General features: G+C 72.6%; 20 protein-coding genes and 1 pseudogene. 10 read left to right on the top strand and 11 right to left on the bottom strand.

The window, feature by feature from the left end:
• Positions 1 to 2 precede the first annotated feature (2 nt).
• Together ACZ601_RS15475 and ACZ601_RS15470 are read left to right on the top strand one after the other, a co-directional pair.
• Positions 3 to 3,299 carry a non-ribosomal peptide synthetase gene (locus ACZ601_RS15475; protein ID WP_469537706.1) on the top strand — a complete coding sequence of 1,099 codons (3,297 nt, stop codon included), beginning with the start codon at positions 3 to 5 and terminating at the stop codon, positions 3,297 to 3,299.
• Positions 3,296 to 5,344, top strand: coding sequence for a beta-ketoacyl synthase N-terminal-like domain-containing protein (locus ACZ601_RS15470; protein ID WP_469537704.1), 2,049 nt, complete (start codon positions 3,296 to 3,298; stop codon positions 5,342 to 5,344). Before ACZ601_RS15475 ends, ACZ601_RS15470 begins: the two co-directional genes overlap by 4 nt.
• 81 nt (positions 5,345 to 5,425) lie before the next feature.
• On the opposite strand, the gene ACZ601_RS15465 is transcribed toward ACZ601_RS15470, so the two are convergent.
• The 3 genes from ACZ601_RS15465 to ACZ601_RS15455 all read right to left on the bottom strand — a co-directional run bounded on the left by ACZ601_RS15465 (position 5,426) and on the right by ACZ601_RS15455 (position 7,043).
• On the bottom strand, positions 5,426 to 6,178 hold the full coding sequence (locus ACZ601_RS15465; RefSeq protein ID WP_469537701.1) for a thioesterase II family protein: 753 nt from the start codon (positions 6,176 to 6,178) through the stop codon (positions 5,426 to 5,428).
• A gap of 129 nt (positions 6,179 to 6,307) precedes the next feature.
• The gene (locus tag ACZ601_RS15460) at positions 6,308 to 6,796 is read right to left on the bottom strand and encodes a hypothetical protein (RefSeq protein WP_469537699.1); all 489 of its coding nucleotides are present in this window, start codon (positions 6,794 to 6,796) and stop codon (positions 6,308 to 6,310) included.
• A 19-nt stretch (positions 6,797 to 6,815) separates the two neighbouring features.
• Positions 6,816 to 7,043 carry a hypothetical protein gene (locus ACZ601_RS15455; protein WP_311306886.1) on the bottom strand — a complete coding sequence of 76 codons (228 nt, stop codon included), beginning with the start codon at positions 7,041 to 7,043 and terminating at the stop codon, positions 6,816 to 6,818.
• Between the two features lie 307 nt (positions 7,044 to 7,350).
• Between ACZ601_RS15455 and ACZ601_RS15450 the strand changes: the two genes are divergently transcribed.
• From ACZ601_RS15450 to ACZ601_RS15440, 3 genes are all read left to right on the top strand, one after another.
• The gene (locus ACZ601_RS15450; RefSeq protein ID WP_469538499.1) at positions 7,351 to 8,556 is read left to right on the top strand and encodes a cytochrome P450 family protein; all 1,206 of its coding nucleotides are present in this window, start codon (positions 7,351 to 7,353) and stop codon (positions 8,554 to 8,556) included.
• Between the two features lie 45 nt (positions 8,557 to 8,601).
• The gene (locus ACZ601_RS15445) at positions 8,602 to 10,791 is read left to right on the top strand and encodes a S9 family peptidase (RefSeq protein ID WP_469537695.1); all 2,190 of its coding nucleotides are present in this window, start codon (positions 8,602 to 8,604) and stop codon (positions 10,789 to 10,791) included.
• A 72-nt stretch (positions 10,792 to 10,863) separates the two neighbouring features.
• Complete coding sequence (locus tag ACZ601_RS15440; RefSeq protein ID WP_440576653.1) at positions 10,864 to 11,322, top strand: Rieske (2Fe-2S) protein; 459 nt, start codon at positions 10,864 to 10,866, stop codon at positions 11,320 to 11,322.
• Here the strand turns inward: ACZ601_RS15440 and ACZ601_RS15435 are convergent.
• Complete coding sequence (locus tag ACZ601_RS15435) at positions 11,306 to 11,956, bottom strand: cysteine hydrolase family protein (protein ID WP_073739272.1); 651 nt, start codon at positions 11,954 to 11,956, stop codon at positions 11,306 to 11,308. The two genes, ACZ601_RS15440 and ACZ601_RS15435, sit on opposite strands and share 17 nt — an antisense overlap.
• 150 nt (positions 11,957 to 12,106) lie before the next feature.
• Between ACZ601_RS15435 and ACZ601_RS15430 the strand changes: the two genes are divergently transcribed.
• The gene (locus ACZ601_RS15430; RefSeq protein ID WP_469537692.1) at positions 12,107 to 12,583 is read left to right on the top strand and encodes a pyridoxamine 5'-phosphate oxidase family protein; all 477 of its coding nucleotides are present in this window, start codon (positions 12,107 to 12,109) and stop codon (positions 12,581 to 12,583) included.
• Between the two features lie 31 nt (positions 12,584 to 12,614).
• Here ACZ601_RS15430 and ACZ601_RS15425 read toward each other — a convergent pair whose 3' ends face one another.
• Complete coding sequence (locus tag ACZ601_RS15425; RefSeq protein WP_469537690.1) at positions 12,615 to 13,535, bottom strand: LysR family transcriptional regulator; 921 nt, start codon at positions 13,533 to 13,535, stop codon at positions 12,615 to 12,617.
• Positions 13,536 to 13,609: 74 nt separating this feature from the next.
• On the opposite strand from ACZ601_RS15425, the pseudogene ACZ601_RS15420 reads away from it, so the two are divergent.
• A pseudogene (locus ACZ601_RS15420) lies at positions 13,610 to 14,614 on the top strand (DMT family transporter); the annotation flags it as partial.
• Positions 14,615 to 14,635: 21 nt separating this feature from the next.
• Here the strand turns inward: ACZ601_RS15420 and ACZ601_RS15415 are convergent.
• Positions 14,636 to 15,457 (bottom strand): APH(3'') family aminoglycoside O-phosphotransferase, encoded by an 822-nt coding sequence (locus ACZ601_RS15415; RefSeq protein WP_469537688.1) that lies wholly within the window; start codon positions 15,455 to 15,457, stop codon positions 14,636 to 14,638.
• Positions 15,458 to 15,664: 207 nt separating this feature from the next.
• A complete protein-coding gene (locus ACZ601_RS15410; RefSeq protein WP_469537685.1) occupies positions 15,665 to 16,996 on the bottom strand; it encodes an aminotransferase class I/II-fold pyridoxal phosphate-dependent enzyme in 1,332 nt (443 codons plus the stop codon).
• A 35-nt stretch (positions 16,997 to 17,031) separates the two neighbouring features.
• Between ACZ601_RS15410 and ACZ601_RS15405 the strand changes: the two genes are divergently transcribed.
• On the top strand, positions 17,032 to 17,727 hold the full coding sequence (locus tag ACZ601_RS15405) for a pyridoxamine 5'-phosphate oxidase family protein (RefSeq protein WP_469537683.1): 696 nt from the start codon (positions 17,032 to 17,034) through the stop codon (positions 17,725 to 17,727).
• A gap of 62 nt (positions 17,728 to 17,789) precedes the next feature.
• On the opposite strand, the gene ACZ601_RS15400 is transcribed toward ACZ601_RS15405, so the two are convergent.
• From ACZ601_RS15400 to ACZ601_RS15390, 3 genes are all read right to left on the bottom strand, one after another.
• The gene (locus tag ACZ601_RS15400; protein WP_469537681.1) at positions 17,790 to 18,746 is read right to left on the bottom strand and encodes a DMT family transporter; all 957 of its coding nucleotides are present in this window, start codon (positions 18,744 to 18,746) and stop codon (positions 17,790 to 17,792) included.
• 157 nt (positions 18,747 to 18,903) lie between these two features.
• Complete coding sequence (locus ACZ601_RS15395) at positions 18,904 to 19,908, bottom strand: EamA family transporter (protein ID WP_469537678.1); 1,005 nt, start codon at positions 19,906 to 19,908, stop codon at positions 18,904 to 18,906.
• A gap of 109 nt (positions 19,909 to 20,017) precedes the next feature.
• Entirely contained in the window at positions 20,018 to 20,560 is a 543-nt protein-coding gene (locus tag ACZ601_RS15390; RefSeq protein ID WP_469537675.1) for a peptidase, read from the bottom strand.
• 243 nt (positions 20,561 to 20,803) lie between these two features.
• Here ACZ601_RS15390 and ACZ601_RS15385 point away from each other — a divergent pair, with 243 nt between their 5' ends.
• Positions 20,804 to 20,986: a hypothetical protein gene (locus tag ACZ601_RS15385; RefSeq protein ID WP_440576643.1), complete on the top strand. Its 183-nt coding sequence runs from the start codon at positions 20,804 to 20,806 to the stop codon at positions 20,984 to 20,986.
• A 108-nt stretch (positions 20,987 to 21,094) separates the two neighbouring features.
• Positions 21,095 to 21,526 carry a type II toxin-antitoxin system Rv0910 family toxin gene (locus ACZ601_RS15380; RefSeq protein WP_469537672.1) on the top strand — a complete coding sequence of 144 codons (432 nt, stop codon included), beginning with the start codon at positions 21,095 to 21,097 and terminating at the stop codon, positions 21,524 to 21,526.
• 131 nt (positions 21,527 to 21,657) lie between these two features.
• Here the strand turns inward: ACZ601_RS15380 and ACZ601_RS15375 are convergent, their stop codons facing one another.
• Positions 21,658 to 22,272, bottom strand: a complete 615-nt coding sequence (locus ACZ601_RS15375) for a PadR family transcriptional regulator (RefSeq protein WP_469537670.1) — start codon at positions 22,270 to 22,272, stop codon at positions 21,658 to 21,660.
• Positions 22,273 to 22,319 lie beyond the last annotated feature (47 nt).

The raw sequence follows: 22,319 nt of genomic DNA, 5'->3' as shown, positions 1-22,319 counted from the left end.
CCATGACCGTCGACACCGTCGAGCTCATCGACCTCTACGCCGGGGAGGGCGGCGGGAACGAGGAGTACGAGTTCCCCGCCTCCGACGCCCAGAGCCGCCTGCTGGTCCTCGACCAGCTGAATCCGGGCACCGCCCAGTACAACGTGCCGGTCGCCTTCGCCGTGCACGGGCCCTTCGACACCTTGGCGTTCGGCCGGGCGCTGAACGCACTCGTCGCCCGCCACGAGGCACTGCGCACGGTCTTCCGGACCGCAGAGGACGGCACTCCCGCCCAGCGGGTGTCCGCCCTCGGGCGGGTGCGGCCCGCGATCCACCGGGGCGTGCCGGCGGAGCGTGCGGACGCCCTGGTCCGCGCGGAGGCCGCCCGCCCGTTCGACACCGCGCAGGGGCCGCTGCTGCGCTGCGCGGTGTACGCGGTGGACGACGGCAGCCACCGGGTGCTGCTGGTCGCCCATCACCTGGTCTGCGACGGCTGGTCTCTCGGCCTGATGCTGGACGGCCTGTCGGAGGCGTACGCGCACGAGATCCGGGGGACCGTCCACCGTCAGGCCGAACTCCCGCTCCAGTTCCCCGACTATGCGGCCTGGCAGCGCGAGCGCACCGAGGACGGCGCGTTCGAGGGGTCCGTGCGGCACTGGGCAGAGCGGCTGCGCGGCGCCCCCACCGTCATGGAACTGCCACTGGACCGCCCGCGCCCACCGGTCCGCACCGCCGCGGGCGGCGCCGAGCGCTTCCTGCTCGGCGCCGATATCAGGGCGTGCCTGGCCGAGGTCGCCGCCGCCCAGGGCGCCACCCCCTTCATGACGATGTTCGCGGTCTATACCGCGTTCCTCTCCCGGCTCTCGGGCGGCGAGGACCTGGTCGTCGGCTACCCGGCGTCCGGCCGCGAACGGCCCGAACTCCAGGAGATGGTCGGGATGCTGACCAACACCCTGGCGCTGCGCGTGGACGTGTCCGGCGACCCGTCGCTCGACGAGCTGACCCGCCGCGTCCGGGTCTCCCTGCTCGCGGCCCAGCCGTACCAGGACGCGCCGTTCGAAGCGGTGGTCGACACCCTCGCCCCGGTCCGTGAGACCAGCCACGACCCGGTGGTGCAGGTGGCGCTCAGCTACGAGGACGAGGCGGCGCCCGGTCTGCGGCTGACCGGTGCCACCACCGAGCGGCTCGCCCTGACCCTGGACACCGCCAAATTCGACTTCCACCTCTTCATGGAGCGCTGGGGCGACGAGCTGGCCGCCCAGTTCATCTACCGCAGCGACCTGTTCGACGCCGCGACGGTCCGGCGCTGGACGGAGAACTTCCGCACCCTGCTGGCCGGGCTGCTCGCGGACCCGTCCGCGCCCCTGTCCACCGTGGAGCTGGTGGGGCCCGGCGAACGCGCCCGGACCATCGACGGCGCCGACCGCCTCGCGGAGGCCGCGCCGCTGGACCGCCTGGTGCCCGAGCTGATCGCGGACCGGGCGGCCGAACACCCCGATGCCACGGCCCTGGTCTGCGGCGACCTCCGCCTGAGCTACGCCGAACTGCTCGGCCGGGCCGACGCGCTGGCCGCCCGGCTGCGCGCCACCGGGGTGCGGCCCGGCGTCCGGGTCGGCCTGCTGCTGCCCCGCTCTGCAGACCAGGGCATCGCGGCCCTGGCCGTCCTGCGCGCGGGCGGCGCCTACGTACCGCTGGACCGGGCGCACCCGGAGGCCAGGCTCCGCCACATGCTGGAGAGTTCGGGCACGGGGCTCCTGCTGACCGCCCGGGAGACCGCGGAGACGGGGGCGGCCCTGGGGGTGCCGTGCATCCGGGTCGACCGCCCGGCCGTCACGGACCCCGTCGGCCCCGCACCCACCGGGCCCGCCGCCGCACCGTCCGCCGGGGATCTCGCCTACGTCCTGTTCACCTCGGGCTCCACCGGCGTCCCCAAGGGCGTCGCCGTCGAGCACCGGGCGCTGGTCAACCTCACCCGGGCGGTCCGGCACTCCTTCCCGGTCAACGCCGATGACCGGGTGCTGCAGTTCGTCTCGTTCGGCTTCGACGTCGCCGTCTCCGACCTGTTCTTCCCCTGGGTGGCCGGAGCGGAGCTGCACATCCCGAGTGAGGACGAGCGGATCGGCGAGGGGCTGCTGAACCGGCTGCGGGACTCCCGCATCACCTATGTGTTCCTGCCGCCGTCCGCCGCGATGCTGCTGCCCGACCTCACCGGGCAGCTGCCGCACCTGCGGACCGTCGCTGTCGGCGGCGAGGCCTGCCCGCCCGAGCTGGTCGGACGGCTCAGCGCGCCCGGCCGGCGCGTCGTGAACGCGTACGGGCCCAGCGAGGTGACCGTCTACGCGACCACCGGGGACCTCACCCCCGGTGAGCCCGTGGCGCTCGGCGGCGCGGTACCGGGGGCCCGTGTCTACGTACTCGACGAGCGGCTCAGGCCGGTGCCCGCCGGGGTGGCCGGTGAGATCTACGTGGCCGGTGCCTCACTGGGGCGCGGCTACATCGGCCGGCCCGGCCTGACCGCCGAACGGTTCGTCGCGGACCCGCACGGGGCGCCGGGCACCCGGATGTACCGCACCGGCGACCTCGGCCGGATCGACGGGCACGGCCTCATCCACTACCTCGGACGCACCGACCTCCAGGTCAAGCTGCGCGGCGTACGCATCGAACTCGGTGAGATCGAGACCCTGCTGGCCGGCGCGCCGGGGGTCGCCCTGGCAGCGGCCACCGTACGCGGTACGGGCACCGAGCAGCGTCTGGTGGCGTACGTGGTGGGCCGGGACGGGGCCGCGCCGCCGGACGCGGAGCTGCGCGCCCATCTCGCCCGGCGGCTGCCCGGCTCCATGGTGCCCGAGGTGTTCGTGCGGCTGGACGAGATGCCGGTCAGCGGGAACGGCAAGCTCGACCGGGCGCGGCTGCCGGAACCCGTCACCGTGGCGTGCCGGCCCGACGGCTCCGCCACCGTCGTGGGCACGGCCACCGAGCAGCTGGTGGCCGGTCTGTGGGCGCGGGTCCTCAACCTCGAACGGGTCGCCGTCACCGATCACTTCTTCGAACTGGGCGGCAACTCGATCCGGCTGCTCAGCGTGCTGGCCGCCCTGCGCGAGCTGGGGACGTACGGCGAACTCAGCCTCGTCGACCTGTTCCGTCACCCCACCGTGGCCGACCTCGCCGCCCACCTCGACCGGTCGGTCCCCGGCCCCGCCGCCGGGGTCCCGGAGACCGGCCCCACCGCCGCGACGGCCGCCGCGCGCGGCGATGACCGGCACGCACGACGCACCGCCGCCGCCCAACGACTCAGCTACCGGAAAGGCTCCACACGATGACCGAGAACGCAAGCGCCGCCGAGCCCCTCGCAGCCGACTCCGCGATCGCGGTCGTCGGAATGAGCGGACGCTTCCCCGGCGCCCCCGACCTGGACACCTACTGGCGCAACCTGCTCGGCGGGCTCTGCTCGGTGACCGACTTCACCGAGGAGGAGCTGATAGCCGACGGCGCCGACCCGCAGGAGGTCCGGGGCCGCGACTACGTACCGGCCAAGGGCCATCTCGCGGGCGCGGACCGCTTCGACGCGGAGCTGTTCGGCTTCAACCGCACGGAGGCCGCGGCCCTGGACCCCCAGCACCGGCTGCTCCTGGAGACGGCCTGGTCCGCGCTGGAGAACGCCGGCCGCAAGCCGCGCGGGGGCGCGGCCCGTACCGGTGTGTACGTCGGCGGCGGGGTCACGGAGCACATGCTGGCGGCACAGACCGATCCGAGGCTCGCCGCGTCCATCGGGGCGCTCCAGGTACGGATCCTCACCGACCGCGAGTTCCTCGCCCCGTGGATCTCCTACCGGCTGGGTCTGGAGGGGCCGAGCCTGACGGTGCAGACGGCCTGCTCGACCTCGCTGACCGCGGTGCACCTCGCGGTGCAGTCGCTGCTGCTCGGTGAGTGCGACACGGCGCTGGCCGGCGGCGTCGCCGTGGACACCGTGCACAAGAAGGGCTACGTGCACCACCAGGGCGGGATCTTCTCCCCCGACGGCAGGTGCCGCCCCTTCGAGGAGCGGGCCGGCGGCACCGTGCCCGGCAACGGGGTGGGCGTGGTCGTGCTGCGCCGGCTGAGCGAGGCGCTCGCGGACGGCGACCCGGTCAGGGCGGTCATCCGGGGCAGTGCCGTCACCAACGACGGTGCGACCAAGGTCGGGTTCACCGCGCCCGGCGTCGACCAGCAGACCGCGGCGATCGTGGAGGCGTGGGCGGCGGCCGGTCTCGACCCGGCGGACGCCCAGTACCTGGAGGCGCACGGTACGGCCACCGCGCTCGGTGACCGTATCGAGGCGGCGGCGGCGAGCGCGGCGTTCAAGGGGGCGCTCGGCACCGGGCGGATCGGGATCGGCTCGGTGAAGTCGAACATCGGCCACCTGGACGCGGCGGCGGGCGTGGCCGCGCTGATCAAGTCGGTGCTGATGCTGGAGCACGCCACGCTGGTGCCGAACGCCGACGCCGGGCGCCCGCACCCCGAACTGGGCTTCGAGGACTCGCCGTTCCACCTGATCGAGCGAGCGGACTCCTGGCCGGAGCCCGGTTCCGGCCCCCGGCGGGCCGGGGTCAGCTCGGTCGGCATCGGCGGCACGAACGTGCACGTGGTGCTGGAGCAGGCGCCGCCGCGCGGTGGAACCGAGGCGCCGGACGGCCCGGAGGTGCTGCTGCTGTCCGCCCGCACCCGGGCGGACCTCGACGCGCTGGCCGGCCGGCTGGCCGAGGCGCTGCGGGCCCCGGACGCCCCGTCCCTCACCGACACCGCGTACACCCTGCGCGTGGGCCGTGCCCCGATGGCGGTGCGCGGCTACGTGCGGGCCGTGGACCGCGCGGAGGCGGTGGAGCTGCTGGCCGGACTGGCGTCGGGCGGGGCGCCGGCGGCGGGCGGGCCCGATGCGCTGGGCGGGGCGTGGCTGGCGGGCGAGCCGGTGCCGGAGGCGGAAACGGCGTCGGTGGAGGGGGGCGGCCGGCGGACCGCGCTGCCGTCCTACCCCTTCGCCGGGGAGAGCCACGGCGCGTACCGCCTCGCACCGGTCGGGCCGGCCGGGGAGCAGGCGGAGGCGGGCGGGCCCGCCGCGGACCTGGAGCAGCAGATCCGGGCGCTGATCGCGGAGGCTCTGGGGCTGGCGGACGCCGACGACCCGGAGATGACGTACTTCGCGGCCGGCGGCGACTCCCTGACCGCCGTCCACCTGGTCGGCTGCCTGCGCGACGAGTACGGCCTCGATGTCCCCATCACGCTGTTCCTGGAGCAGCTGACGCTGCACGAGATGGCCCGTCGGATCATGGCGGTGCGGGACGGTGACGACTCCATCGACGCCCTGCTCGCGGAGTTCGAGGCGGAGTGAGTGAGCACACAGCACAGGGGTTGGGCCCCGGCCGGAAGGCCGGGGCCCAACCCCTGTGCTATGTGTGCGGGTTCAGCGGGTTCAGCCGGTGATCTGGACCGCCCGGCCGGGCGCGTACGCCGCGACGAGTCCCGCGACACGGTTCAGGTGGTCACTCAGGAAGAAGTGGCCGCCGGACAGCACATGCAACGCGAAGGGGCCCACGCTCTCCCCTTCCCAGGCCCTCGCGCCCTCGACGGAGACCCGGGGGTCCCTGTCACCGGTCAGTGCGACGACCGGGCAGCGCAGCGGCGGCCCGGGAACGTAGGTGCGGGAGAAGAGCATCGCGTAGTCGGCCCGCAGCGGCGGCAGGGCGAGCCGGAGGATCTCGGGATCGGTCAGCAGTTCCTCGCCCGTGCCGGACAGCAGCCGCATCTCTCCGATCAGGTCGTCGTCGCCCGGCGGGTTGGGCAGGCGGGCATGTCGTGGCAGCGCCGGGGACTCGCTCCCGGAGACGAACAGCGCGGCGGGCGACCGCCCTTCTGCCGTCAGCCGCCGCGCCGTCTCGAACGCGAGGAGCGCGCCCATGCTGTGACCGAACAGCACGAGGGGCCGGCCGTCACTCGCGGGGAGCGAGGCCAGCACCGCGTCCACGACCTCGCCGAACCGCTCGGCGAACGGTTCGGCGAGCCGGTCCTGCCGCCCCGGGTACTGCACGACCAGGGTCTCCGCCACCCCCGTGAGCTCGGTCGACAGCGGATAGTAGCCACTGGCCGAACCTCCCGCGTGCGGGAAGCACAGCACCTGGACCCCGGCGTCGGGGGCCGGGCGGAAGCACCGTATCCAGTTGTTCACAGCCATCCCTTCTCTCGTGCTCGGTCCGGTCCGCGACCGGCTCCGTGAGCGGACGCGCACAGTGAGCGGGCCCGCTCCCGTGAACGGACCCGCTCCTGTGAACGGCCTACCACATGTGAACGACCTGCCTCATTGTGCGGCGGCAACCCAGCTCTCCAGCTGTTCGCGGGTGGTCGCCGGGTCCGCGACGAGAACGGCGAGTTCGTCGTCGCGGGGTTCCAGCGTCGTGAGGGCGGGGCAGCGGTGGCAGGCCTCGACACCGGTCTGGTTCCACCACTTGCAGTGCGGGCGGAGGTGGCACCGCGGCACGGCGGCCGGTACGGTCCCGGCCGGCACGGTCGTGATCCGGTCGATCAGCCCGCAGGCCTCTCCGACCCGGTTCGCGCAGTCCGACACGCAGTGCGAGGCGAACCGGAGCACCCGGTTGGGGGCAATCCCCTCCGGAATGGCTCCGAGGACATCGGCGGCGGGTACGGGCTCTGCCAGGTACACGACCTGGCCGTCGTCCCCGGACCGAACGCCGAGGACGACGGACTCCGGGCGGCTCGCATCGCCGCTCGGACACCATCTCAGAGGAGTCTCCTGCCCGTCCCGGGCAAGGTCCGCAGTGCTGTCCACGGTGCTCACCTCCTCTTCGTCAGCAGGAACTCGCGACAGACGGGTTGACCACTATGCCGCCGATGACCCCGTCGGTGACGGCTCCGCTCGCCTGCTCGGCGGCGACCGCCTTCGCGATGCTCTGTGCGAGCTGCTCCTGGCCGGTGATCCGGTCCGGACGCTCGGCGGCGTTGGCTGTGCCGCCCACCGTGACGAGACCGGCGACGAGAGCTGCGGCAGCGGCAGCCGTGCGAATGCTGTTGTTCATGCCTGTCCTCCAAGACGTCGGATATCGCTTACAGGAGTTGACGTTAGGTTCCCCCTCCGGCCACGATCGGCAGTTACGGCGGCATCTTCCGCCACCCCGTTCCTACGGGACACTTCCCCGGCGACTCCCCGAATCAGACCCGTTGGCCCGGGTCCACTCGTACGGGTCGGGCCGGGCTCACAGGTCCGGCGCGCGGCCCGGCCCGATCCGATCCGATCCGATCCGTTACGAACCTGCGGAACTCTTGAACTGGAGAGCCCTGTTGAGCACATCGCCGGTGAACCCCGCTGCCGACCTCCCGCACCGCATGGACCCGGCGGGCGGCTGTCCGCATGCGGCCAACGCCCGACTGCTGGCCCGGGGCTCCGTCGCCTCGGTGATCCTTCCCGGCGAGGTGGCGGGAATGGCCGTGCTGGGCCACGACGCGCTCAGGGAGTTCCTCTCGCACCCCGATGTCGCCAAGGACGCCCGGCACTTCGCGGCGCTCCAGTCCGGTGGGATCGACGACGGCTGGCCGCTGCGGACCTTCGCCACCGTGCAGGGGATGACCACCGCCGACGGAGCCGATCACCGGCGGCTGCGTACGCTGATGAGCAAGGCGTTCACCGCGCGCCGGGTCGAGGAACTGCGGCCGCGCACCGAGGCGTTGGCGGCCTCGCTGCTGGACGGCCTCGAATCGGCGGCCGGCACCAGCGGCGGTGTCGTCGATCTCCGCGCGCACTTCGCGCTGCCGTTGCCGATGGGCGTCATCTGCGAACTGCTGGGCGTGGATGACGCGCTGCACGGCCGGCTGCACGAGCTGTCCAACCGGATCGTCGCCACGGACATCGGTCCGCAGGAGGCGAGGGCGGCCAACCGGGAGATGGTGGAGCTGCTGAGCGCGGTGGCCGCCGCCAGGACGGAGAGTCCGGGGGACGATCTCACCAGCGCCCTGATCGCGGCCCGCGAGGACGGCGGCGACCGGCTCGGCCCGCACGAGCTGATCGGCACCCTGATGCTCACGATCATCGCCGGCCACGAGACGACGCTCAATCTGATCACCAACGCCGTACGGGCCCTGTGCGCCCACCGCGACCAGCTCGACCTGGTGCGCTCCGGCGGTGCGAGCTGGGCGGACGTGGTCGAGGAGACGCTGCGCTGGGACAGCCCGGTCAGCTACTTCCCGTTCCGCTACCCGACCCGCGACCTCGACATCGACGGCACCGTGATCCCCAAGGGCACCCCGGTGCTCGCCGGGTACTCCGCCGCCGGCCGCGACCCGTCGGCCCACGGCCCCGATGCCGGACGCTTCGACGTCACCCGCGACAGCGGGGTCCGGCACCTCTCCCTGGGCCATGGCGCGCACTACTGCATGGGCGCCCAACTGGCCCGGATGGAGGGCGTCACGGCACTGGAGCAGCTCTTCGCGCGCTTCCCCGGCCTCGATCTGGCCGCGCCCGAGTCCGAACTGCCCCGGCACGCGTCCTTCGTGGGCAACAGCGTGCGGCAGCTGCCCGTACGGCTGCGCGGCTGAGGAGGCCGGCGGCTCCGGCGGATTCCGACCTGTCATGGTGTCGCCATGACTCCCCCCGCCGACGCCCCGGCCGCCGCCCATGTCGATGCCACCGCCGATGCCCTCGCCACCGCTGCCGAGCGGTTCCCGCTCCAGTTCGCCCGTACCCGGCGCTTCTCGCTCGGGGTGCCCAGGCAGTTCACCGTCTCCCCGGACGGCGAGCGGGTGCTGTTCGTACGCGGCACGTCGGGCACCGATCCGGTGAGCCGCCTCTGGCTCTACGAGAACGGCGCGGAGCGGATGCTCGCGGACCCCGTCGGGCCCGGTTTCGCGGACGAGCCTGCGGGCGAGGTGCCGCCGGAGGAGCTGGCGCGGCGGGAGCGGGCCCGGGAGACCTCCTCCGGGGTGGTCTCCTACGCGACGGACGAGGCCGTACGGCTGGTGGCCTTCGCGCTTCGGGGCGCGCTCTGGGTGGTGCGCCCAGAAGGCGGGGAGCCGCGCCGGATCCGCACACCGGGGCCGGTGGTGGACCCGCGCCCCTCGCCCGACGGTTCCCTGATCGCGTATGTCTCGTACGGCGCGCTGCACATCGTGCGGGCCGACGGGACGGGCGTCCGGACGCTCGCCGGTCCGGACGGCGAGCAGGTGACGTACGGGCTGTCGGACTATGTGTCGCAGGAGTCGATCGGGCGCTCACGCGGCTACTGGTGGTCGCCGTGCGGTGATGCGCTGCTGGTGGCGCGGGTGGACACGGCAGGGGTCCGGCGCCGGTACATCAGTGATCCGACGGACCCGGAGCGGCCGCCGCGCGCGGTGCCGTATCCGGCGGCCGGCACACCGAACGCGAAGGTCTCGCTGCATCTGGTGCGGGTGTCGGGGGAACGGACCGATGTCCGGCTGCCCTCCGCCGCCGGCCCGGACCACCCCGAGGGTGCCTGGACGGACCGGTCCTTCGAGTACGTCGTGTCGGCGGGCTGGGACAGCCGTGGGCCGCTGGTCTCGGTGCAGACGCGTGACCAGCGGTCCGTCCATGTCCTGGAGGTGGACGAGCGGACGGGCGGCACCCGGGCGGTGCACACGACCCACGATCCCGCCTGGGTGTCACTGCGGCCCGGCACTCCGCTGCGTCTCGACTCGGGCGCTCTGGTCGTCGCCGCGCGGCCGGGCGGCGACAGTCAGGGGCTGGACATCGGCGGCACCCCGACACCGGCGGGCCTGGAGGTCCACGACGTGGTGGGCGCGACCGGCGGGCGGGTGTACTTCACCGCGTGCGAGGAGCCGACCGAGACCCACGTCTGGTCGTACGCGCCCGACGCGCCCGAGGAGGGTTTCGTACGGGTCAGCGGCGCACCCGGTGTGCACACGGCGTCGGTCGGCGGACCGACGGTGGTGCTCGACAGCAGGACTCCGGACGGCCACACCGTGACGGTGCTGCGGGCCGGCGTTCCGGCGGGCCGGATCGCGGTACTGGCGCAGGAACCGCTCGTCGCCCCTCGGCCGCTGGCGCTGAGCCTCGGGAAGCGGCAGCTGCGGAGCAGGCTGTACCTGCCGTCGTGGCACCGGCCCGGTGACGGTCCGCTGCCGGTGCTGCTCAGCCCCTACGCGGGCCACGGCATGCAGGTGGTGCTGAAGGTGCGTACCTGGTGGGTCGCGGTCGCCCAGTGGTTCGCGGAGCAGGGCTTCGCGGTCCTGGTGACCGACGGGCGGGGCACGCCGGGGCGGGGCGAGGCCTGGGAGAAGGCGGTGCACGGGGACCGTCTCAGCGCCGTGCTGCGGGACCAGATCGACGCGTTGCACGCGGCGGCCGGGCTCCATCCGGAGCTGGACCTGACCCGGGTGGCGATGCGCGGCTGGTCGTTCAGCGGCTATCTGGCGGCGGCCGCGGTGCTGCGTCATCCGGAGGTCTTCCACGCCGCGGTCGCGGGTGCCGCCTCGGTCGACCGGCGGCTCTACGACACCCATTGGGAGGAACGGTTCCTGGGCCACCCGGAGGTGTTTCCTGAGCACTACTCCCGCAATTCCCTCCTGGAGGAGGCCGGGGCCCTGGTCCGGCCGCTCATGCTGGTGCATGGTCTTGCCGATGACAATGTGGCCGTGGCTCACACGCTGCGGTTCTCCGCAGCGCTGCTGGCCGCCGGCCGGCCGCATACGGTGCTGCCGCTGTCGGGCGCCGGCCACCTGGTCAGCCAGGAGCGCACAGCGAGCGGCCTGTTGCTGCTGGAGCGGGATTTCCTGAGGAAGTCCCTGGGGCTTTGAACACGGGGTGCCTGCCGGACGCGCCCGTGGACGGAGCTCCGGAGCCGAGTACACCGTGGAAGGGAAGTCAGTATGAGCGCATCGCAGGACCACGAGGGCCGTCCCGGACGCCGGAACGTCGTCACGGCGGCCGGTGCCGTCTCCGTGGCCGCCGTACTCACCGCCTGCGGCGGGCCGAAAGAGGCGTCCGCCGGTTCCGGTGCCGTCAAACAGGGCGGCGGGAGCGGGGCCGGCGGCGGGGGCGCCGTCCTCGCGAAGACCACGGACATCCCGGAGGGCGGCGGCAAGATCTTCACGGAGCAGGGGGTCGTGGTGACGCAGCCCGCGGCCGGTGAGTTCAAGGCGTTCTCGTCGAAGTGCACGCACATGGGCTGTGCGGTGTCGAGCGTCGCGGACGGCACCATCAACTGCCCTTGTCACGGGAGCAAGTTCGACGTGGCGACGGGCGATGTGAAGGCAGGCCCCGCCACCGAGCCGCTGCCGGCCGCCCCGATCAGCGTGCAGGGCGACTCGATCAGCCTCGCTTCGTAGGGCCCCGGCCCAGCCAGCAGCCGAGCACGTCGTCGGTGGTGGCGACGGTGGCGACCAGGGCGAGGGTGTTGCGGATCATCGCGGGGGTGTATTCGGCGGGTACCCCCGCGATGGCGTCGGACGGCACCACCGCCGTGTAGCCGAGGTTCACGGCGTCGAACACCGCGTTCGGGATGGCCACGTTGGCCGACACCCCGGTGACGACGAGCGTGCGGCAGCCGAGGTTGCGCAGCAGCGCGTCCACGTCCGTACCGGCGATGGGCGAGAGCCCGTGGAGTCTGCGGACGACGAGATCCTCGTCCGCCACCTCGATCGGCTCGGCTATCCGTACCGCGGTGGTTCCGGAGTGCTGCTGCACGGGCAGCCGCCCGGCGGCGCGGAAGAGGCGGGCGTTGTGGTTGGCGCCGCGGCCGTCCGGGCGGCGTTCTGCCACGGCGTGCAGCACCTGGACACCGCTCTCGTGAGCGGCGGCTACCAGCCTGGCCACGTTGTGCAGCGCACCCGACGACCTGGCCTCCTTGGCGAGTTCGGGCAGTGCGCTGTCGGTCCCCACCACACCCTGCTGGCACTCCACCGTCAGCAGGACGGTGGAGGCCGGATCGATCTGCTCCGCGAGCTGTTGCCTGGACGGCACGGGCTGCCCCTCTCGGTGAAGTCGCCTCGGTGAAGTCGCCTCGGTGAAATAGCTGAAGGAACGGGCGCGCGAGGCTAACCGCCATTGCGCGATGAGGGAAGAGCCTCCATGATTCCTGACACATAGTCAGCTAACAGGAGGAGGCTCCCCATGGCCGTCATACAGCGACGGGGCCGCCGGATCATGATGACGGACGAGGAACGCGACACCTACCTCGCGCAGCAGCGCACCTGCCGGGTCGCCACCGTCGGCCCCGACGGACGCCCGCATGTCGGAGCGCTCTGGTTCTGCTGGGACGGCACCTCGCTGTGGCTGTACTCGATCACCCGGAGTCTGCGCTGGTCGCAGCTCGGCCGGGACCCGAGGATCGCGGTGGTCGTCGATGACGGTGTGGAGTACGGGGAGCTGCGCGGCATCGAGCTCTCGGGCGACGCGGTGTTCGTCGGGGAGGCGCCGCGCACGGGCGAGCCCTGCCCGGAACTCGTCGTCCCCGAGCAGTTGTTCGCGGCGAAGTACTTCGGCATGGAGGTGATGCCGCATGACGGCCGGCACGCGTGGCTGCGGCTCACACCGGAGGCCATCACCTCCTGGGACTTCGGCAAACTCGCCGCCCTGCCCGGCATCTGACGGCGACGGGGAGTACGTCGCAATCCTGTCCCTACTCCCCCTCCAGCGGCTCGTTCAGGACCCGGCCCGCCTCCCGCAACGCCGCGACCGCCGCCCTGATGGAGGGCCGCCGGTCCGCGTCCGCCCGCCAGACGGCATGGACGTGACGCCGCATCCGCTGCCGGACGGGAACCAGCCGCACCCCGTCCGGCACCGGACCGCGACCGAGCCTGGGTGCCACGCATACCCCCATACCGGCAGCGATCAGGGCGAGTTGGGTGTGGTGCTCACCCGCGAGATGGGCGATGCGCGGCTCGATGCCCTTGGAGCGCAGGGTGAACATCAGCCACTCGTAGCAGAACTCACCCTCGGGCCAGGAGACCCAGTCGTCGTCCGAGAACTCCTCAAGGTCCACCTCCGCCCGGCCCGCGAGCCGGTGCCCGGCCGGCATCGCGATGTCCGGTACATCGTCGAGCAGTTGCGCCGTGGCGAGGCCGCCCGGCACCGGCAGCCGCTTATTGCTCCAGTCCAGCACCACCGCGAGGTCGACGTCCCCCCTGAACACCGCACGGATTCCGGCCTCCGGCTCCAGCTCGCTGGTGCGCACCCGGAGTTCGGGGTGATCCGCGCGCAGGGCGAGCAGGGCGGACGGGAAGAGGCCGCGCGCCGCGGTGGGGAACGCGGCCAGCCGGATCTCACCCACCACCTCGCCCCGCTGCGCCTCGATGTCGGACTGGGCGAGCTCGACCTGGGAGAGAATCCGGGCGGCGTGGTCGGCGAGCAGCTGCCCCGCATCGGTGAGCCGGACCCCGCGGCCGTTCTTGGCGAGCAGCTGCTGCCCGACCTCGCGTTCCAGCTTGGCCATCTGCTGGGAGACGGCCGAGGTGGTGACGTGCAGCCCCTCGGCGGCGGCACTGACCGATCCGAGCCGGGCCAGGGCATCCAGGGTGCGGAGACGCTCCAGGTTCAACATGTAAGTAATGCTACGCAGACCATCACACAAACTCTCACTTGTGCTACGAGATTGCATTCGTCATCGTAGAACGCATGAGCGCACCGCCCGCATCGCCTCCACCTCCTCCCGCATCTCCCGCAGCAGTCCGGCGGGAAGCGGGCGCCGCCGTCGCCGCCGACCCCGCTCGCCGTGCCGCCCTGGACTGGCGGCTGCGTTTCGCGGCACTGTCGCTCATCTGGGGTTTCAGCTTCCTCCTGATCAAGGTCGGCACCGACGGGTACGCGCCGTTCCAGGTCACCCTCGGCCGACTGCTGTCGGGCACGGCGGTGCTGGCGGTGGCGATGGCGGTGAAGCGGGAGCGACTGCCGCGCACGGCCCGCACCTGGGGCCAGCTGGCCGTGGCCGCCTTCTTCCTCAACGCGCTGCCGTTCTCACTCTTCGCGTACGCCGAGCTGACCATTCCCTCGACCCTGGCCGGCATCTGTAACGCGACCTCACCCCTGTGGGGCATGGCACTGTCAGTGGTCGCACTGTCGGAGGACCGGCCCACCCGCCGCCGGGTCGCCGGCCTCGGGCTCGGTTTCCTCGGGGTACTGACCGTACTGGGCGCCTGGCAGGGGTTCTCCGGACTGGACCTCACCGGCACCGCGATGGCGCTCCTGGCCTCCCTCAGCTACCCGGTCGGCTGGATCTACGTCCGCCGGACGCTGGCGGACAGCGGTTCCTCGACCCTTGCACTGACGGGCAGCCAGCTCTTTCTCGGCACCGCGCAACTCGCCCTGATCACACCGCTGTTCACCTCGCCCCCGACAGGGTTCCCACTGCTTCCCACCCTGGCCGTGGTCGCTCTCGGGGCGCTCGGAACGGGACTCGCGGTACTCCTCCAGTACGGACTGGTCACCGAGGTCGGCCCGACGACCGCGCAGATGGTCACCTATTTCATCCCGGTGATCGCCACCGCCGCCGGAGTCACCGTGCTGGGCGAACAGCTGAACTGGAACACCCCGGTCGGCGCCCTCGTAGTCCTGGCGGGGGCCGCCCTGACCCAGAGCAGGCCCCGGCCCACCAGGGCCACCGCACCAACCGGCGAGGCTTCCGCAAACGGCTGCGGAAATCGGTCAGCCCCAGGTCAGCGGGTCGAGATGGAGGTAGAAGCGCAGACGCTCGTGGTCGAGCTTGATGCCGTACCTCGCGGCGAAGGCCGTGTCGGCAGCCCGAGCGCGCTCCTCGTCCGTCCAGGTTTCTCGCGCGTTGGCGAGCAGCAGTGCCAGGTCGGCATAGCGGTCGGCCAGTCCGAGGCGGCCCAGGTCGATGAAGCCTGACACCTCCAGGGTCTGGGGATCGAGGATGATGTTGGGCAGGCACAGGTCCCCGTGACACACGACCGCGTCAGCGGCTTCCTGCTCCCGTCGCCGGGAGACCTGCCGGGTGAGGCGGTCCAGCAGCTCAGGGGCGGGCGTCCGCTGCTGTTCGACGGGGAGGAACTCGGGGCTGACGGCGTCACGGGCCACGACGTCGCGCGCCAAGGCGACCATGGCGTCCAGGCTCCGGCGGTACGGGCACTGGGACACGGGCACCTCGTGCAGCCGGCGGACCGCGTCCGCGATGTGTTCCCAGGCGACCCACAGATCCTCGGCAGGCACCTGATCAGCGGGTACGCCGGAGACAGCACGCGTCACCAGACAGGCGCCGTCGGCACCGGACCGCCAGTCGAGCACTCGGGGGCCGGGCACACCCTGACCGCTCAGCCACGCGACCCGGTCGCGCTCGGCCCTCAGACCGGCCGCGTCCGGGGCGGGCACGCACTTGGCATACCGAGTGGCGTCCGCACTGCGAAAGACAGTCGCTCCCGACTCGCCCGCGGTGACGGGCGACCAGCCGCCGTCATCCACTCCGAGCAGCACCGGCGAGAGGTTCCGCGTTCCGTGGCGATCGCTCATGGCGGCACCTTATCCAGACCGGTCCACGGGCCTCTCCTCATCCAGCCCGGTCCAGAGCCACTCCTCATCCAGCCCGGTCCAGCCCCTCTCGTCCCAATCAGGACCCGCAGATCCGCCCCCGGCAATGCGTCCGACGGCTGCCCCAGGCACCCATGCCGTTCGGCGTCCGGCAGGCGGCCCCTCCCACCTCCCCGCCGGAGCCCCGGCTCAGCCATAGCTCAGCGGCCGGGCGGGCCCCGCCGCTTCCGCCACCGCGTCCGCCACCGGACCGATGTCCGCGTCGACGAGCGGGGACACGGTGATCCGGATCGCCTGCGGCGCGGACATCCGGAACCGGGCCCCGGGCGCCACCGCCCAGCCCGTGTGCAGCAGCCGCGCCACGGCCCCGGTCTCGTCGCTCACCGGGACCCACACGTTCATCCCGCTCCGGCCGTGCGCCTCGACACCCCGGGCCTCCAGCGCCCGCACCAGCGCGTCCCGGCGCAGCGCGTACGACCGGGCCACCTCGCGCGGATCCACGGCGCCCGAGGTCCACAGGTGCACCATCGCCCGCTGCAGCAGCTTGCTGACCCATCCGGGCCCCAGCCGCTGCCGCCCCGACACCCGGTCGGCCGTGACCGCGTCGCCCGTCAGCACGGCGACCCGCAGATCCGGCCCGTACGCCTTGGCCACCGAACGTACGACCGCCCAGCGGTCGGTGGCGCCCGTCAGGGTGTGCAGCGGCAGATCGACGATGGCGTGACCGTGGTCGTCCTCGATCAGCAGCACGCCCCGGTGTCCCGCGAGCACCGCGCGCAGTTCGGCCGCGCGCCCGGCACCGATCGCGGCTCCGGTCGGATTCTGCGCCCGGCCGGTGACGACGACCGCACGGGCACCCGCCCGCAGCGCCGCTTCGAGAGCGTCCGGCAACGGTCCGTCGTCGTCGAGCGCCACCGGGACGGGGCGCATCCCCAGCGCGGGCACGAGATCCAGCAGACTGCCCCAGCCCGGATCCTCGACGGCGACCGCGTCGCCCGGTCTGAGATGGGCGGTCAGCACCCGCTCGATGGCGTCGAGCGATCCCGAGGTGGCGATCACCGGCCCGGCCGGAACGCCGTCGGCGTCGAACGCGCTTCGCGCGAGCGCGGCGAACTCCGGATCCACGGGCGCCTGCGCGTACATCCCGGGCGCCCGCGCGTACGCCTCGGTGACCGCCGCGAACGCCTCGCCCAGGGCGGGCAGCAGCGCCGGATCGGGATCCCCCGTGCCCAGGTCCCGCACCCCGGGCGGCGCCTCGATCCGCAGCGATCCCCGCGCGGTGCTCGCGGGGCGCGGCCGGACCCGGCTGCCCCTGCGGCCCGCCGTCTCGATCACCCCACGCTCGCGCAGGGTGCGGTAGGCGGCCGCAACCGTATTGGGGTTCACCTCCAGCAGGGCCGCCAACTCCCGCATGGGTGGCAGCAGTTGGCCGGGAGCCAGCTCCCCCGAGCCGACCGCCCGCTCCACGCTGGCGGCAATTTCCGATGCACGCCGTCCGGTGATCCGATACTCTTCTAGCACAAAGGACAGTATGCACTAGTGCAATGGAGTACGCAATGCCGGACACCCAACCGCCGCAGACCACGGGCCCGGACGCCGTAGCCGCTTACGAACCGACCGGGCGCACGGTCCCGACCCGCTCCCGCGAACGGGCGGCGTACGACCGTGAGCAGATCCACTCGATACTCGACGAGGCCTACGTCTGTCACCTCGGCTTCGTGCGCGACGGCGCTCCCGTCGTCCTTCCGACGCTCTTCGGCCGGATCGGCGAGCGGCTCTACGTACACGGCTCGACCGGCTCCCGCCCGCTGCGGACGGCGGGCGGAAGCTCCGACGGACTCGCCGTGTGCCTGACGGTGACACACGTCGACGGGCTGGTGCTGGCCCGCTCCGCCTTCCACCACTCGCTCAACTACCGCTCGGTGGTGGTCCACGGGACCGCCCACGCGGTGACGGACCCCGATGAGCGGCGCACCGCGCTCGACGCGATCGTGGAGCAGGTCGTTCCGGGGCGCTCGCGGGACTCGCGGCCGGCCAACGAGAAGGAGCTGGCGGCCACCGCCGTGCTCCGGCTGGACCTGCGGGAGGTGTCCGCCAAGGTCCGCACCGGCGGCCCGAACGACGAGCCCGAGGATCTCGCACTGCCCTACTGGACCGGTGTCGTCCCGCTCACACACGGATGCGCGGCCCCCGTCCCCGCGGCCGACCTCGATCCCGCCATCACGGTTCCCGACTACCTCAAGGCGCTCTGAACCACCCCCCGGACGGCGGACCGGCCCTCGCCGGACAGCGAACCGGCCCGCCGGCCCCCGGGTCAGGCGTGGGCGGCCGCCTCACGACGCGCGTTCGCGGCGCCCCGCGTCTCGGCCACCGCCAGCCCGGCCACCGCGGTGAGCAGCAGCAGGGTCCCGGCGACGGTCGCGGCGGTGAGCTCCTCACGGAGCACCACGACGGCGATGAACGCCGCGCTCACCGGTTCGAGGAGCATGATCACCGAGACGGTGGCGGCGCGCACCACCGCGGCCCCCGCGAAGTAGAGCGCGTAGGCGAGTGCGGTCGGGATGGCGGCGACGTACGCCATGAGGACCACCACCTGTACCGGGTGCGCGGTCGCCGGCACGATTCCCTCACCGGCGGCCAACGGCAGCAGCAGCACCGCCGCGACGGCGAACGCCCAGGCGCTGGTCGCGAGCGCGTCGGCGCCGCCGCCGTCCCGGCCGAGCCAACGGGTCAGCAGGGTGATCGACGCGTAACCGGACGCCGAGAGCAGCGCCAGTGCGATACCGGCGGGCCGCACCGTACCGGCGTCGCCGCCGAGCACCAGTACGGCGAGCCCGGTCAGCGCGCCCGCCACCGCGGCGATCCCGCCGCCGCCCAGCCGCTCGCCCATGGTGATCCGGGCGCCGACGGCGATGAGTACCGGGCCCGCCCCGAGCGTGACGACGGTCCCGACCGCGAGGCCGGTGACCTGGACCGCCGCGAAGTAGGCGGTCTGGAAGACGGTGAGCCCGACGCCGGTACCGACGATCCGCAGCAGCCGACGACGGCGGGGCTCGGCAGCGGCTGCCGCCCGCGCGGGCCGCAGCGCCAGCGCGGAGAGCAGGAGTACGAGGCCGCCCGCGCATCGCCAGAACGACAGCGCGAGAGGACCGAGATCACTGGCCCCGAAGATCAGCGAGGCGGCGGCACCGGCCGTACCCCAGGCCACTCCGGCGATGATCAGATAGCACAGGCTCCGCCCGGTGGACAGGCCGGAAGCAGGATTCGACACGTGACTTCTCCAAGGAAGACGGGAAGGTGGTCGCTCGGCTCCGCACGCGGGCAGCGACGAACCGCTCGGGGACTGCCCGAGCCCGGTCTTCGTCAGAGGTGGCCGCCCGCGCTAAGCGGCGGGAGGCGGAAGTACGGTGAGACGCATGATCGTCACCCTACGAGGCGGCACGGCCTGCGGACAACTCCCCCTCGGCCCCTGCGAGCTCACCGCCCGGCCCTGAGGCGACGGGCCCCGAGGGCGCCTTCGGTGTCGAGGACTGCGCGATGAAGGCACCGAACAGCACCAGGAATCCACCGATGAGCTGCGGGGCCGCCAGATGCTCCCCGAGCAGGACCCAGGCGAGCACGGTCGCGATGACCGCTTCCAGACAGGCCACGACGCCCGCGACGGCCGGCGACAGCATCCGCACCGAGATCACTCCGGTGACGTACGCGATGGCGGTGGCGAGCAGCACGATCCAGACGAGCAGCAGCCAGGCCGGCACGTCCGTGCCGTTCATGGTGGTGCTCCCGCCGAGCCGGGACCAGTCCATGCCCCAGGGCCGGGCCACCACGGTGAGGACAGCGGTACCGATCAGCAGCCCGTAGGCGATGACCCCGACCGGGTGCGGAGTTCCGGCACCCGCCGCCTGCTCGCCGCTGCCCTGATCGGAGAGGACGAAGTAGCCGACCTGGCAGCAGGCGGCGCCGAGTGCGAGCAGCAGGCCGACGACGTCGAAGGTCAGCCCGGACCACACCTCGACCACGCACGCCAGTCCGCCCACGGCCAGGACCACGCCCACCGCGGCCGCCCGGGTGACCGGGCGGTGCTGGACGAAGCGCACCCAGCCCAGGACGAGCGCCGGCGCGAGGTATTCGACCAGCAGCGCCACACCGACCGGGATGCGGGAGATCGCCATGAAGTAGCAGGCCTGGACGCCCGCGACGGCGAGCAGCCCGAATCCCAGCAGCAGCACGGGCCGGCTGCGCACCAGAGCGCGGTGGCGCCAGGCCACCGGCAGCATGACGAGCGCGGCGCCCGCCACCCGGAGCCACACCACATGGAGCGGGTCGATCCCCGCCTCGATCAGCGGCTTGGCCGCCACTCCGGAACCGCCGAACGCGAAGGCCGAGGCGAGGGCGAGTCCCAGGCCGGCGCTTCTACCCTGAGACGCGTGCATCGGCACATCATGACAGCTGCCGTCAGGAGCGTCATCCCGGTGACACCTGACGCACCCCGACAGCCCGCTGTCACCGCATCAGCCCTGCGGTCGCCCCCGGCCCCTGCGGTCAGCCCTGGCCGGAGGTGTCGACGATCCGGTCCGCGAGCAGATCCGCGTCCACGCCCGCCCGCTCCAGCACCTCGACAGCCCGGCACTGCCGGTCCGCGGCGATCGCGGCGAGCAGATCGAGCCCGCAGGCCCGTTCCCGGCCCAGGAGCCGGGCGCGCCGATGGGCCTCCCCCATCGCGGACCCGGCGGCCGGCGACCAGCCCTCGGCCACCGCGTTCGGCGCGGCCGGGACGACCGGGATGGCCCCGGAGTCCTCGATCGCACCCTGCCAGCGGAGCCCGTAGCCGATACTGCGCTGGACGAGATAGCCGAGCACCCTGGCCAGTTGCGGTCCGCCGTCGAAGGCGGTGCGGACCGCGGGGTCGGACTCGATCAGGGAGTGCAGCAGATGAGCCGTGTCGATCTGCTGATCGCCGTCACGGAGGGCGCGCCTGCGCGCACCCGTCACCACGGCGGCCAGCTCATCGGTGAGTTCGGCGTCCGTCTCGGCACGGTGGTTCGGTGCGGGTTGCTGAGGAATCCGCGGTGTCCGGTTCTGCACACTCCCACCTCATCAGCCCTGACAGACCGGATCGTCCCCGGAGAGGCCCATTGACGCATCCCACCCGAGTTGGGCACAGAAGCGCGACTCCTCCTCCTTACGGATGAGATCACGCCGTTCTGGAACCCAATCCCGGGAATCGGCGCGCGCCGCCTTGCCCTGCGCTCAAGGAGCAACCGGAACCGTCTCCGTACACGTCCCACAGCCCGGAGCACTGTTGCGGCGACGGGAGGGGTGCCGGAGGTGAGCTGGCTGGTCGCCCTGCCCGCACTGGACGGGCGTGACTACGTCTACCGGGTCCACGCGCCCCGCGACGCGCTGCCCGCCGACCTGTTCTGGGCAGCGTTCCACTGCCACGACGACGGTCCGCACCCGCGCGCCTCCGACCGCTTCGACTCCGCGCGGATCTGGCGGGCCGGAACGTAACCCTGAATCTGAACAGAACCTGAGACCTGACAGTTCATCAGTATTGAATATTGAAGCCCCTGCGGCTACGTTCCGCGACACCGTAACCCGCCGAGAAGGGGTGGTCGCATGGCCGAAGTCAGTGCAGAGGCGCGCATCGAGGCACCGGCCGAGAAGGTCTGGGCCCAGCTGACCGACTTCAGCACGTACGGGGAGTGGAACGCCACCCACACCAGCTTCCCCAAGGGCGGACCGGCCGCGCTGGAGCTCGCGGGCACCTATGAGGAGAACATGAAGCTCATGGGGTTCCCGGCCGAGGTGACGTGGACGATCGCCGAGCTGGAAGACGGCCGCCTGCTGACGACCACCGGGAAGGGCCCCATGGGCGTCAACCTGAAGATGCGCTACGCGCTGACACCCGACGGGGACGCCACCACGGTCCGCATCGACGGCGAGTTCACGGGGGCGGCGGTCTCCCTGATGGCCGGCAAGCTCAAGGATTCAGCCACTGCCGCCCTCATCGAGTCGCTGCGTAAGCTGGACGGACTGATCGTCGCCTGAAAACCGACGGACGGCCGGACCGGCGGACCGGCCGCACACACCAGCCGTTCGCACACCGGCGTCGAGAAGACCCCGCGGATATCCCGCGGGGCCTTCTCGACGTACAACTCCTCAGCCTTCGCACCGCCGACTCAGTGCTCGTCGGCGAGGATCAGGTAGAGCTTCTTGCGGGCGTCGTTGATGACCGTGAGCGCCTTCTCGCGCTGGTCCGCAGAGCCGGTCTTCCAGACCTGGCCGAACGCCTCCATCAGGCCGAATCCGGCCTGCCGGATCTCGTTGACCCCTTCCCAGTCGACGCCGCGGCCGGCCTCTTCCCAGGGCGCCTCGGGGCCCGACTCCGCCTCGGTGCGGCCGGTGTCGGTCAGCGTGAACAGCTTCTTGCCGCCCTCGCTGGCGCTGACGATCAGGCCCTCGTCCTCCAGGAGCTGGAGGGTCGGGTACACCGAGCCGGGGCTGGGCCGCCAGGCCCCGCCGCTGCGCTCGCCGATCTCCTGGATCATCTCGTAGCCGTGCATCGGCCGGTCCTTCAGCAGGGCCAGGATCGACGCACGTACGTCACCGCGGCGCGCCCTTCCCCGGCCGCCACCCCGGCCGCGCCCGCCCCCGAAGGGGCCACCGCCGAAAGGTCCGCCGCCGAAAGGCGGCCCGAACTGCCCGAAGGCCGCCCGGCGCCCCTCGAAGTCACCCCGTCCGCGCTCGCCGTGCCCGCCATGTCCATGTCCGTGTTCATATCCGTGGGATCGCATGACTGTACTCCTTCTATCGTTGATCGGTCGCGATGCTTCAACGATAT

The organism is Streptomyces sp. NPDC104307, from assembly GCF_055584045.1.
This window is presented reverse-complemented; position numbering and strand designations above follow the sequence as displayed.

Excerpts from the sequence above, each read along its gene's own strand:
- ACZ601_RS15425 (WP_469537690.1), bottom strand. The coding sequence starts at position 13,535 with ATGTTGAACCTGGAGCGTCTCCGCACCCTGGATGCCCTGGCCCGGCTC.
- ACZ601_RS15445 (WP_469537695.1), top strand. The coding sequence starts at position 8,602 with ATGACTCCCCCCGCCGACGCCCCGGCCGCCGCCCATGTCGATGCCACC.
- ACZ601_RS15395 (WP_469537678.1), bottom strand. The coding sequence starts at position 19,908 with ATGCACGCGTCTCAGGGTAGAAGCGCCGGCCTGGGACTCGCCCTCGCC.
- ACZ601_RS15450 (WP_469538499.1), top strand. The coding sequence starts at position 7,351 with ATGGACCCGGCGGGCGGCTGTCCGCATGCGGCCAACGCCCGACTGCTG.
- ACZ601_RS15470 (WP_469537704.1), top strand. The coding sequence starts at position 3,296 with ATGACCGAGAACGCAAGCGCCGCCGAGCCCCTCGCAGCCGACTCCGCG.
- ACZ601_RS15440 (WP_440576653.1), top strand. The coding sequence starts at position 10,864 with ATGAGCGCATCGCAGGACCACGAGGGCCGTCCCGGACGCCGGAACGTC.
- ACZ601_RS15455 (WP_311306886.1), bottom strand. The coding sequence starts at position 7,043 with ATGAACAACAGCATTCGCACGGCTGCCGCTGCCGCAGCTCTCGTCGCC.
- ACZ601_RS15475 (WP_469537706.1), top strand. The coding sequence starts at position 3 with ATGACCGTCGACACCGTCGAGCTCATCGACCTCTACGCCGGGGAGGGC.
- ACZ601_RS15380 (WP_469537672.1), top strand. The coding sequence starts at position 21,095 with ATGGCCGAAGTCAGTGCAGAGGCGCGCATCGAGGCACCGGCCGAGAAG.
- ACZ601_RS15415 (WP_469537688.1), bottom strand. The coding sequence starts at position 15,457 with ATGAGCGATCGCCACGGAACGCGGAACCTCTCGCCGGTGCTGCTCGGA.
- ACZ601_RS15375 (WP_469537670.1), bottom strand. The coding sequence starts at position 22,272 with ATGCGATCCCACGGATATGAACACGGACATGGACATGGCGGGCACGGC.
- ACZ601_RS15430 (WP_469537692.1), top strand. The coding sequence starts at position 12,107 with ATGGCCGTCATACAGCGACGGGGCCGCCGGATCATGATGACGGACGAG.
- ACZ601_RS15405 (WP_469537683.1), top strand. The coding sequence starts at position 17,032 with ATGCCGGACACCCAACCGCCGCAGACCACGGGCCCGGACGCCGTAGCC.